The sequence below is a fragment of the Porphyromonadaceae bacterium W3.11 genome (assembly GCA_030434245.1).
In the GTDB taxonomy this organism is placed as follows: Bacteria; Bacteroidota; Bacteroidia; order Bacteroidales; family Porphyromonadaceae; genus Porphyromonas_A.
The window spans coordinates 140,001-152,409 of record JAUISX010000003.1; the positions used below are offsets into that span (position 1 = coordinate 140,001).

The 12,409-nt window shown below is 41.1% G+C and carries 7 protein-coding genes, 1 tRNA gene and 1 rRNA gene (1 of these 9 running past the window's edge); all 9 read right to left on the reverse strand.

Annotated elements, in window-relative coordinates:
* Window positions 1-36, reverse strand: a tRNA-Ile gene (locus QYZ87_05590); it reaches 38 nt to the left of the window's first position.
* 264 nt (window positions 37-300) lie between these two features.
* Window positions 301-1,834: ribosomal RNA gene (locus QYZ87_05595) — 16S ribosomal RNA — on the reverse strand.
* Between the two features lie 1,164 nt (window positions 1,835-2,998).
* Window positions 2,999-3,394, reverse strand: coding sequence for an OsmC family protein (locus QYZ87_05600; GenBank protein MDN4754001.1), 396 nt, complete (start codon window positions 3,392-3,394; stop codon window positions 2,999-3,001).
* 143 nt (window positions 3,395-3,537) lie between these two features.
* Window positions 3,538-4,767: a nucleoside recognition domain-containing protein gene (locus tag QYZ87_05605; protein MDN4754002.1), complete on the reverse strand. Its 1,230-nt coding sequence runs from the start codon at window positions 4,765-4,767 to the stop codon at window positions 3,538-3,540.
* Window positions 4,768-4,783: 16 nt separating this feature from the next.
* Window positions 4,784-6,076: a tyrosine--tRNA ligase gene (gene tyrS, locus QYZ87_05610; protein ID MDN4754003.1), complete on the reverse strand. Its 1,293-nt coding sequence runs from the start codon at window positions 6,074-6,076 to the stop codon at window positions 4,784-4,786.
* Window positions 6,077-6,544: 468 nt separating this feature from the next.
* On the reverse strand, window positions 6,545-8,152 hold the full coding sequence (gene pckA / locus QYZ87_05615; protein MDN4754004.1) for a phosphoenolpyruvate carboxykinase (ATP): 1,608 nt from the start codon (window positions 8,150-8,152) through the stop codon (window positions 6,545-6,547).
* Between the two features lie 100 nt (window positions 8,153-8,252).
* Window positions 8,253-9,299: a 2-oxoacid:ferredoxin oxidoreductase subunit beta gene (locus tag QYZ87_05620; GenBank protein ID MDN4754005.1), complete on the reverse strand. Its 1,047-nt coding sequence runs from the start codon at window positions 9,297-9,299 to the stop codon at window positions 8,253-8,255.
* Complete coding sequence (locus QYZ87_05625; protein MDN4754006.1) at window positions 9,296-11,173, reverse strand: 2-oxoacid:acceptor oxidoreductase subunit alpha; 1,878 nt, start codon at window positions 11,171-11,173, stop codon at window positions 9,296-9,298. Before QYZ87_05625 ends, QYZ87_05620 begins: the two co-directional genes overlap by 4 nt.
* A gap of 254 nt (window positions 11,174-11,427) precedes the next feature.
* Window positions 11,428-12,393 (reverse strand): putative sulfate exporter family transporter, encoded by a 966-nt coding sequence (locus QYZ87_05630; GenBank protein ID MDN4754007.1) that lies wholly within the window; start codon window positions 12,391-12,393, stop codon window positions 11,428-11,430.
* Window positions 12,394-12,409: the final 16 nt, after the last annotated feature.

Below are 12,409 nucleotides of genomic sequence, written 5' to 3' on the forward strand. Positions count from 1 at the left end.
TCAGTGTAGCGCTCTAACCAACTGAGCTATGGGACTCTTTTGCGGACAAAGACCCCACCCTTCTCACTCTACGCTACGCGGCAGTATAAATAATAGGGTTGCCGTATATTATATATTAAGAACAAGGACCAAACAAGTAGATACGAGTCTCTACTAATGTTTCTACATTTTTGTACCACCTAATGTCTATAACGTCTAAGACTCTTTAAGTCGCTACTCTTTACAAGTAGCTCATAAATCTCTTTCGTTTTAAACTCTTTTGCACCTTGACGTCTTCAAGATCTCGAAACTACGCTCCAGAAAGGAGGTGTTCCAGCCGCACCTTCCGGTACGGCTACCTTGTTACGACTTAGCCCCAGTTACCAGTTTTACCCTCGGGCGCTCCTTGCGGCAACGCACTTCAGGTACTCCCGACTTCCATGGCTTGACGGGCGGTGTGTACAAGGCCCGGGAACGTATTCACCGCGCCATGGCTGATGCGCGATTACTAGCGAATCCAGCTTCACGGAGTCGAGTTGCAGACTCCGATCCGAACTGAGATGAGGTTTGGAGATTGGCATCCTGTCACCAGGTAGCTACCCTTTGTCCTCACCATTGTAACACGTGTGTCGCCCTGGATATAAGGGCCGTGCTGATTTGACGTCATCCCCACCTTCCTCTCGCCTTACGACGGCAGTCTCGCTAGAGTCCTCAGCTTTACCTGCTAGTAACTAACGATAAGGGTTGCGCTCGTTATGGCACTTAAGCCGACACCTCACGGCACGAGCTGACGACAACCATGCAGCACCTACATATATGTCACCGAAGTGAACTATTCCTCTTTCAAGGAATACGCATATACATTTCAATCCCAGGTAAGGTTCCTCGCGTATCATCGAATTAAACCACATGTTCCTCCGCTTGTGCGGGCCCCCGTCAATTCCTTTGAGTTTCATCGTTGCCGACGTACTCCCCAGGTGGATTACTTAACGCTTTCGCTTGAGAGCATACTGTATATCGCATACTCTGAGTAATCATAGTTTACGGCGTGGACTACCAGGGTATCTAATCCTGTTTGATACCCACGCTTTCGTGCCTCAGTGTCAGTTGTAACTTTGTAAGCTGCCTTCGCAATTGGAGTTCTGCGTAATATCTATGCATATCACCGCTACACTACGCGTTCCGCCTACATCATCTACACTCAAGCTATCCAGTTTTGACGGCAAGACCATGGTTGAGCCACAGCTTTTCACCATCAACTTAAACAGCCACCTACGCACCCTTTAAACCCAATAAATCCGGATAACGCTCGTATCCCCCGTATTACCGCGGCTGCTGGCACGGAGTTAGCCGATACTTATTCTTAGGTTACTTGCCTATAGGTACACGTACCTATTTCTACTCACCTACTAAAGAAGTTTACAGCCCATAGGGCAGTCTTCCTTCACGCGACTTGGCAGGTTCAGAGTTGCCTCCATTGACCATTATTCCTCACTGCTGCCTCCCGTAGGAGTCTGGGCCGTGTCTCAGTCCCAGTGTGGGGGTTACGCCTCTCAGCGCCCCTATCCATCGATGTCTTGGTGAGCCGTTACCTCACCAACTAACTAATGGAACGCATGCCTATCTCTGAGCAAAATTCTTTCCTCATATCATCATGCAATAATATGAGAGTATGCGGTATTAGTCCGGATTTCTCCGGGTTATTCCCCACTCAGAGGCAAGTTGCATACGCGTTACTCACCCATCCGCCGGTCGTCGACGTAAGAAGCAAGCTTCTCACTCGTTACCCCTCGACTTGCATGTGTTAAGCCTATCGCTAGCGTTCATCCTGAGCCAGGATCAAACTCTCCATTGTCAAAAAAATTTTTATTATATCTTTTGCTATAGATTCTGTCTTCCTAACATCAAAATTTGCGTTTAAAACTTATTCGTAAATCTATACACCCAAAAAGTCTCTTCTGTCATTGACAGTGGCACATTGTATTATAAACACTAATGTTCCTTGTACTACTTGTTTGTATAATATTGAGAATCTCTCCTCAATATCCTTGTCTCAATATGTCTATGATCTCTTATTTTTAATCAACCTCGCTTAGCGGGTTGTGATTGCAAAGATACTAAAGATTTTCATCCCAACAAACAATTTGAAAAATATTTTCTCATCAATTGAAGGACTCAGTTCCTCGCTTGGAACGTCTCATCTTCGTTTCTTATTTGCGGTTGCAAAGATACTAAATATTTTCATTCTACCAAAACTTTTAGAAAGTTTTTTTGAAGTTCTTTTTTCTCTTCGCTTGAGACTTGATTGCTTTCCGCTGAAAGCGTCTCGTGCAGCTGATTTCTCATTTGCGAGTGCAAAGATACTAAAGATTTTCATTCTACCAAAACTTTTAGAAAGTTTTTTTCGAAGTCTTTTTTTCTTCTTTACCTGAGACTAAAAATCTCTCCTCTGAGAGCGTCTCGTGCATCTGATTTCTCATTTGCGAGTGCAAAGGTATATAGATTTTTTTAATCCACCAAGCCTTTTAGGAGGTTTTATTTGAAAAAAGGTCTTATTTATCCCCCTTTAGGAAAGAATTAGCCAGCTCAAACACATCGAGATGCCTTTATTGGTATATGATCTATATATTTTTCGAGCTTAATAATTATTTTTTTGATAAAGGCAATTTTTTCATACTATCTTACGATATAGCAGTAGGTATAGTGTTAGAATGTAACTCATACTAAGGCAAAAAGTAGCTGACTTTTGGTTATATGAAACAGAAATGTTTCTCATAAGAAACTTTTCTGCTTTATATAAGAAGAATTTCGCCATCATATAGAGAATATTTTTCATCGCATCGGATCAATTTAACTTCGAATAGGTATGTATTATTTATAGACGAACTATATATTCATTAAACTTATCAACAAAAGGGGCATAAAAAAGTAGGAACCAATATCGCATGTCTGGATATTGGTTCCTATAATTATTCCTCTAATAAAGTAAGTTTATTTTATCGATCCCACGCTAAGCATATTAAAGCATGATTAATTCGTGCTGAAACTTGACTCCAGCTTTTGCAAAAAGAATTCCTACGGGACAGTTTGCTTCAGTGTGCTCAAGACACTTCTTTATTTTCTCGACTGGTGAGTCACTCTTAATATAAAAGCGGTAAGAAACATTAGTAATGGTATCTGCTTCCTCTGTTTCAAGCTCTACTCTAATATCTTGGACATCAAGTCGCATCTTAACAGCGACCATTTTAAAAATTGTGCCAATACATCCTGCTAGTGACATCGCCAATAACTCAAATGCCTTTGCACCTTTGTCAGTTCCATTTGCTTCCTTTGGCAAATCTAGTGTCACTTCATGACCACGATTGTTTGATACAACTGAGCTATAACCCTCTTTTAACTGAAAATTTACATTCATAATATATCTATCTCATTTTAATATTAAACATACGTGATAAATATAATGAAATAACTTTATCTCCACGAATATAAGAGATACAATTAACTCACTTAAACAGATACTTTCTTAATGGCTAGTAATTATTGCCTTAATAAAAGCGTTTAATAAAAAAGATAACAGAAAAAGAGTGCAAGAATCATCCCCACAACATCTGACATTAGAGAAACTCCCAGAGTATATCGTGTCCGCTTAATCGCTACACTACCATAATAAAGTGCAAGTATATAAAATGTTGTATCGCTAGCACCCTGAACGAGACAGACTAACCTGCCAACAAAGGAATCGGGTCCATACGTAGTCATGGCATCAATCATCAACCCCCTAGCTCCGCTACCACTAAGGGGCTTCATAAGCATTGTAGGCAAAGCATCCACCCATGCAGTATCCAATCCGACCATACTAACAAGGTAGGCAATCCCCTGCATCAGCCAATCCATGGCACCACTCGCTCTGAAAACACCTACCGCTACTAATATTGCAACTATATAGGGAATAATCGTAATAGCTGTAGTGAACCCGCCTTTAGCACCGTCAATAAAATCCTCATAAACATTACGTTTTGCTAATAGCCCACTTAAAACGAATAATGCAACCATTCCGACAAGGATTAAATGACTTACCAAGGTGGAGTAATTTGAGAGGGTTGACTGATCTACGGTACTTGCCCACCAAATAATGGCGGTTACTAATAATAAAAAAATGGCTACGGGAAGCAGAAAAGCAGTTTTCAGTAAATCAAGCTTTTGCTTATAGGACACTGCCAAAATAGAAGTGAGAGTACTTCCTCCAGTGGCCAATAAGATAGGCATAAAAATATCAGCTGGAGATGTACTTCCAAGCTGCATTCTATACATTATAATCGTGATCGGAATTAGTGTCAATCCACTAGCATTGATGCAGAGGAACATTATCATAGCATCACTAGCTTCATCTTTTTTCTTATTCAACCCTTGCAACTCCTGCATCGCCTGCAGTCCAAGAGGTGTCGCAGCATTATCAAGCCCCAAAAGATTAGCACTAAAGTTCATCACCATAGTGCCGGTAACTGGATGTCCCTTAGGAAGAGAAGGGAAAAGGACATGAAAAAATGGAGCCGTACCCTTCGCTATTCGCCGCACCAGTCCACTATTCTCCCCCACTCTTAGGAGCCCTTGCCATAGGGTTAATACCCCGGCAAGGCCCAAAGAGATTTCAAATCCTGTATTTGCAGAATCAAATAAAGCAGAAGCCATCTCACTGAACACACCAGCATCGCCTGTCACAAAAGTCTGCACTATAGCAGCTAAGACAGCTAAAAGAAAGAAACCGATCCAGATGTAATTCAGAAGCATCCGATGAATGTTTTTATCAGACCATCTTGATGAGGAAATAATTCTTCTTACCCCTCTGCACTAACATGTACTTACCATTAAGTAAATCGTCAGTGGTAGGAATCATCTGCTCGTCCTGCAACTTTTCGTTATTTATACTCACGCCACCACTCTTAATGAGCTTTCTCAACTCACCTTTACTGGCAAAGAACTGACACTCGGTAACTAAGAGGTCGAGGATCCCTAATTGGCCATCAAGCTTACTCATACTAACCTCTGCCATAGGGACACCCTCAAACACATTTAAGAATGTCGTCTCATCTAATTTTTTAAGGGTCTCTAAAGAGCTTTTACCGAAAAGTATCTGAGATGCTTGAACAGCCAACTCATAATCCTCTCTACTATGCACCATCACGGTGATTTCCTCAGCCAGTTTTTCTTGGAGGACCCTACGATGGGGAGCTTCAGCGTGCTCTTTTTCTAATGCCTCTATCTCATCACGTCCTAGGCTAGTGAAGATTCGGATGAACTTTGAGGCATCCTCATCAGATACATTCATCCAAAATTGATAAAACTTATATGGTGAAGTGTATCTTGGATCCAACCAGACATTACCACTCTCTGTCTTACCGAACTTCCCTCCATCTGCTTTGGTAATTAATGGGCACGTAACAGCATAGGTATCTCCTTGTAGAGTACGGCGAATGAGCTCTACTCCACTTGTGATATTACCCCATTGATCGGAGCCACCCATTTGCAATCGACAGCCTTCATGCTCATAGAGGTACTTAAAGTCGTATGCTTGTAGTAATTGGTATGAAAACTCAGTAAAGGAAAGTCCTGCACCTCCTTCGCCAGCTATTCTTTTCTTCACTGAATCTTTCGCCATCATATAATTGACGGTCATGTGCTTCCCGACATCACGAATAAAAGCAAGGAAGCTATAATCCTTCATCCAATCGTAGTTATTCACTAACTTGGCTGCATTTGGTGCATCACTTTCAAAGTCCAAGAACTTTGCAAGTTGTTTCTTGATAGACTCTTGATTATGCCTAAGCGTAGCCTCATCTAGGAGATTTCTCTCAGCCGATTTCATTGAGGGATCGCCAATCATACCAGTAGCACCACCGATAACAGCAATAGGGCGATGTCCTGCACGTTGAAAGTGTCGGAGCATCATCACTCCCACCAAGTGTCCGATGTGAAGTGAATCGGCAGTAGGATCGATCCCAAGATAGCCAGAGGTCTGCCCTTTCATCAGCATTTCTTCTGTTCCTGGCATCATGTCATGCACCATTCCCCTCCACTTTAGTTCCTCAATAAAATTCATACTCATATATTATTAAATGAAAGTGTACATATCTCTTATATTGTTTCGCAAAGATAATCATATTATTTTAGTTGAGTCACCATTACCCTTAGAGGCTTTAACTTATAAAAGGGGAAAGACAAAACTATATATCATCTGAGAACTAGTCCTCAATAATATTTTTGGCAGACGTTATTTTTCAAAATGATTAATAGAGCATTGATCGATGAGGATAATGTCCGTTACGTTTTCGACATTCTATTATGTCACTTACGATATTACGCTCCCTGTAACTTAATCCTTAGAGCCTTGTATCTTATCCATCTCAACGAGTCTCAACTAGGTCCTTCAGATCTATAAGTATGGGGTTTCGTACAACTATCTCATTATGAGTAGTAATCTCTAGACTTTAAAATGATTGAAAACAAAGAAGGGGCAAAAAACCTATGTTTTTACCCCCTTCGCTTCCTTATCTAATATCAAATCAAATTAAATCTTTGGACCTGCATCAACTAAAGCTTTACCAGCTTCGTTACTTGTAAACTTAGCAAAGTTATCAATAAATTGCTCTGCTAGATCTCTAGCTTTCCCATCCCAAACCTTAGGATCATCATAAGTGTCTCGAGGATCAAGTATGTTAGGATCCACATTAGGCAATGCTAGTGGGACTTTGAAGTCAAAGTAAGGAATATTACGGGTCTCCGCTTTGTCTATAGAACCATCAAGAATAGCATCAATGATACCACGGGTATCTTTGATTGAAATACGTTTTCCTGTACCATTCCAACCAGTATTCACAAGATAAGCTGTAGAGCCATGCTCTTCCATCTTTTTCACAAGCTCCTCACCATACTTTGTTGGATGTAAAGAGAGGAATGCCGCACCAAAGCAAGCTGAAAAGGTAGGAGTGGGCTCAGTTACGCCACGCTCTGTACCTGCTAGCTTAGCGGTAAAACCACTAAGGAAATAATACTTAGTTTGCTCTGGAGTTAGGATAGATACTGGAGGTAATACCCCGAAAGCATCTGCGGAAAGGAAAATGACTTTATTAGCATGTCCAGCCTTAGAAATCGGCTTTACAATATTATCGATGTGGTATATCGGATATGAAACGCGAGTATTCTCTGTAACAGACTTGTCAGAAAAGTCAATTTTGCCATTTTCATCAAGTGTTACATTCTCTAGAAGAGCATCACGCTTAATCGCGTTATAAATATCAGGTTCCTGCTCTTTGCTTAGATTAATTACCTTTGCATAGCAACCACCTTCGAAATTGAAGATACCATCTTTATCCCATCCGTGCTCATCATCCCCAATAAGTTTTCGCTTTGGATCAGTTGAAAGAGTAGTCTTACCAGTACCAGATAGACCAAAGAAGATCGCCGTTTCACTTTCATCCATATTGGTATTAGCCGAACAGTGCATAGCAGCCATACCATTAAGAGGGAGTAGATAATTCATGTATGAAAACATTCCCTTCTTCATCTCACCACCATACCAGGTATTGATAATCACCTGAACCTTCTCAGTAAGGTTGAAGACCACTGCGGTTTCGGAATTAAGACCTAGTTCCTTATAGTTATCTACCTTAGCTTTAGAAGCATTTAAAATCACAAAGTCAGGCTCACCGAAGTCCTTAAGTTCCTCCTCCGTGGGTCGAATGAACATATTCCGAACAAAGTGAGCTTGCCATGCCACTTCCATAATGAAGCGTAACTTCAGACGAGAGTTTGGATTAGCTCCACAAAAAGCATCCACAACGTACAGGCGTTTACCAGTAAGCTGATTGACAGCTATCTTCTTAACTTCTTTCCAAGTTTCTTGAGTGACAGGCTTATTGTCATTTGGATACTCATCACTGGTCCACCAGATGGTGTCACGAGTGGTATCATCCATCACAAAAAACTTGTCCTTTGGCGAACGTCCAGTATAAACGCCAGTCATAACATTAACAGCACCCAACTCTGATAGCTGACCTTTCTCAAAGCCTTCTAATCCGGGTTTTAATTCCTCTTCATAAAGAAGATCATAAGAGGGATTATAAATGATTTCTTGTACATCACTTATACCATACTTCTTTAAATCAATGTGTGACATAAAATGTAATTATTAGATTATCAATACGTTAAATCCGTTTTACCAAAGTTACTAAAATTAAAGATTTAATAAAAGCTTTTGAGCTAATATTAGTTATTCTTTATTCGACGGTCCATCGAGTGAGGGCATCAAGATGTTGCTGAACAGTCTCAATGGTTGACTTTTCTTGAACATCCGCTATCTGAGAAACCAATTCCTCCTCGTACACGGGTGCTTTCACATCACGAATGACACCTAATGCTACAGGCATTCCATCTGTTTCGTGCATCGTTGCAAGCATTTGGTGTAAGATAGGATTGACTGAATGTGCATCATGCAATAAGATATCACTCTCTTCGATACCATTCTCACCTATTGTAACACTCTTCAGGGTAAGACCATCTAAGACTAATCCTTTATTTCTATCCTTGCCATAAATCATTGGCTTGCCATGTTCTAGAATTATGGTCTTATCTGCTCTAACAGCACGATCAGAAAACTCCTTGTGGGTGCCGTTATTAAAGATCATACAATTCACCAAGGCTTCTATCACAGAAGTACCAGGATGATGATGTGCAGCCACCATACATTTAGATGTAAGCCCCATCTCTACGTCTAGGGTACGAGCAAAGAAAGTTCCTCTTGCTCCAAAGACTAATTCACCTGGGATAAAAGGGTCTTCCACTGTACCAAATGGGGATGACTTAGAGACGAATCCTCTATCACTCGTAGGTGAATACTGACCTTTAGTCAAACCGTATATCTTATTATTGAAGAGCACCATATTGATACCCACATTTCTACGGATCATATGAATGAAGTGATTACCACCTATGGCCATGCTATCACCATCACCACTCATCAACCATACATTAAGATCTGGATTAGCTACCTTTACTCCAGTGGCAACAGCAGCACCACGGCCATGGATCGTATGCATTCCATAAGTCCCCATATAATAAGGAAGTCGGGAAGAACAGCCTATACCTGATACCACCACGGTATTTTCTGGGGCCACACCGATTTCGGCCATAGCCTTATGAAGTGAAGCAAGAACTGCATAATCACCACATCCAGGACACCATTTAACCAAACCCTTGCTCTTAAAATCGCTTCCCTCATATTTGAGACCAGATGGTACTGGACCTACTACTTTATTTATCTTCATATCTTGCTCTCCTCTTTTGTATCCATTAGATTCAGAACTTCGTCTGCTATTCCTTTTACCTTAAGTGGTTGTCCCTCTATCACATTGTAACGATGAAGATTGAGGCCACTGATAGCACCGCTTAGATGCTTAGCAAACTGTCCACTATTCTGTTCAATCACAATGATTTCCTTATACTTACGCAATACTTCTTCAGTATTCTTTGGCAGTGGGTTAATGTACTTGAAATGCACCATCGCCACAGATCTTCCAGCTGCAGAAATTTCATTCAAGGCCGTAAGGATATGACCATAGGTACTACCCCAGCCTACCATTAGGACCTCAGCATCCTTATCTCCTAAGACTTCAAGCTCAGGTAACGAAGATGCTATTCGCTGAACCTTCTCTGCACGAAGCCCTATCATCCGGTGATGGTTACGAGGATTAGTACTGATTTCACCAGTCTCACTATCCTTTTCAAGGCCCCCTACTCTATGCTCATAGCCTGGTGTCCCTGGCACTGCCCAATATCTAACATAGCTATCCTTATCTCTCAGATAAGGTGTCCATGGACGATCTTCTGTAAAGTGCTCCTGAACATAAGGAGGATTAATAGAGGGATATTCAATTAACACGGGGATTCTCCACGCGGAAGCCCCATTGGCAATATAAGCGTCTGTCAATAAGACCACTGGGGTCATATGCTCCAGTGCTATCTTGGCAGCCTCAAAAGCCGAATCAAAACAGTCTGCTGGAGTCTTCGCTGCAATCACAACTACAGGGCTCTCGCCATTCCTTCCGTATAGAGCTTGCAGGAGATCCGCTTGCTCACTCTTAGTGGGCAATCCAGTAGATGGACCTCCTCTCATCACATCCACTACCACAAGTGGTAACTCTGTCATAACAGCATACCCTAGTCCCTCACTCTTAAGTGCTAAGCCTGGTCCTGATGTGGAAGTGATGGCCAGTGCTCCTGCATACGATGCCCCAATGGCAGTAGTGATACCTGCGATTTCATCTTCGGCCTGCATGGTCTTAAGACCCAGATGTTTCAGCTTTGCAAGCTCATGTAAGATATCTGTAGCTGGAGTTATAGGATAACTACCAAGGAATAATTGGACACCAGCCTTTTCTGCAGCAGCAACAAAACCAAGCGTTGTTGCTTTATTTCCACTAATATCTGTATAATTTCCAGGTAAATGGTCGCGACCATCTATTCTATAAGTCACAGATGAAGCATGTGTATTCTGTCCATAGTTATAACCATCTGTCAAAACTTTCAGATTAGCCTGCAGCACCTTCTCTTTTTTTCGAAACTTCGCTTTGAGTTCTAACTCAGCAGGCTTTATATCCTTATTATAGAGCCATAGGATAAAACCTAAGGCAAACATATTCTTACAGCGATCAATATCCTTTATGCTCATCTGAGAATCCTTAAGGCTCTCACGAACCATTTCGGTAATCGCGACCTCAAAGACATCCACTCGATCTAACCCTAGTTCATGAAACGGGTTGTTCGTCTTGAACTCTCCTTTTTTCAGAGCTGATTCGTCAAAGGCACTGCTATCTATGATGACGATAGCATTACTCTTTATATTCTTCACATTAACCTTCAGTGCTGAGGGATTCATTGCGACTAAAACATCAGCATAATCACCAGGAGTATAGACACCAGATGTACCGATACGTGCTTGAAATCCTGAGACTCCTCCCAAACTCCCCTGAGGTGCACGGATCTCAGCTGGATAATCAGGGAATGTAGATATGTCATTACCCAATATAGCCGACACATCTGAAAAAAGAGATCCGGTTAATTGCATCCCATCTCCAGAATCTCCTGCAAAACGAACCACAACATCATTCAGTTGCGTTATAGTATTATTCTTTTCTTTCATTATCCTTTTGATTGCATTTGAATTTTATATTAATTAGAAGAAAAGCCTTCTGACAAGAATCATTTATTCACTCCGTTAGGCGTCAAATTTAATGATTATCTGTACAGGTCTTTTCAAAAATGTCATTGTTATATAACAACAATAACGAGAAAAAGTTAGTTTTGAATAACAAAAAAATTCCACTCCCACCTTGCATCAATTGATTTAACTACGGATTATAAATAGGTGTAGTAAAATGAAAGCTGCTGATGAGGTTATACAAACTGAATGTACATAAGAGTACTGACACTTATAAGAACCCAAAGAGTCACCCCTAGCATTAATGACTTTGCTCCCACCGACCTTAAGACATCACGAGAGAGTCCAGCGCCAATAAAAAATAGTGAGAGGGTGAGTGATTTCTTCGCTATCGCACTAATCACTTCTCCAACTCTAGGATAATCTCCTAGTAGATAAGTATTGATAAGCATAGCAAGAATAAAGAAAACAATAAATAGAGGGACCCCTACCTTCTGTTCCTTACTCTTAAAGATAAAGGATGTAACTAACGCTAATGGAACTATCCACAGAGCTCTTGTTAGCTTAATCGTGGTCGCAATCTCTAGTGCCTCTGATCCATATGCTTGACCTGCCCCTACCACAGAACTTGTATCATGAATAGCTATAGCGGCCCAAAATCCGAAGTCCGCCTGACTCATGTCCAATGCTCTTCCAATATAAGGAAATAAGAAAAGAGCTACCGCATTAAGTGTAAATATTGTACCAAGAGCGACCGACATCTCCCCCTCCTGGGCTTTAACTATAGGGCCGACTGCCGCAATAGCACTTCCACCACAAATAGCGGTACCCGAACTAATCAAATAAGCGGTATTACGATTCATCTTAAAGACATACTTAGCTAACAGCCAACCCATAATCATAGTACCAACGACAGATATAATGGTAAAGAGCATCCCATCCTTTCCTGAAGCTAAGGATGCATATAGATTCATTCCGAATCCTAGGCCTACAACTGAATATTGAAGAAGATACTTTGACATCGCTTTATTAAGCTTCGGAAAATTATTCCCTAGTGTCAAGGCATAAATAAGTCCAAATAAAAGTGCAATAGGTGGGGTGACCCACGATCCGAAAGGGGCATTATCAGAGATTGAGGGTAACACGAGCCCTATCAATAGGATAGCAAGAATAGCAAAATATATAATCTTCTTTGTTCTCATCACTTTAAATCTATAC

What these genes read in the sequence shown, in the direction of transcription:
- QYZ87_05600 (MDN4754001.1), bottom strand. Translation starts at nt 3,394, where the DNA reads ATGAATGTAAATTTTCAGTTAAAAGAGGGTTATAGCTCAGTTGTATCA.
- QYZ87_05605 (MDN4754002.1), bottom strand. Translation starts at nt 4,767, where the DNA reads ATGCTTCTGAATTACATCTGGATCGGTTTCTTTCTTTTAGCTGTCTTA.
- tyrS (MDN4754003.1), bottom strand. Translation starts at nt 6,076, where the DNA reads ATGAATTTTATTGAGGAACTAAAGTGGAGGGGAATGGTGCATGACATG.
- pckA (MDN4754004.1), bottom strand. Translation starts at nt 8,152, where the DNA reads ATGTCACACATTGATTTAAAGAAGTATGGTATAAGTGATGTACAAGAA.
- QYZ87_05620 (MDN4754005.1), bottom strand. Translation starts at nt 9,299, where the DNA reads ATGAAGATAAATAAAGTAGTAGGTCCAGTACCATCTGGTCTCAAATAT.
- QYZ87_05625 (MDN4754006.1), bottom strand. Translation starts at nt 11,173, where the DNA reads ATGAAAGAAAAGAATAATACTATAACGCAACTGAATGATGTTGTGGTT.
- QYZ87_05630 (MDN4754007.1), bottom strand. Translation starts at nt 12,393, where the DNA reads ATGAGAACAAAGAAGATTATATATTTTGCTATTCTTGCTATCCTATTG.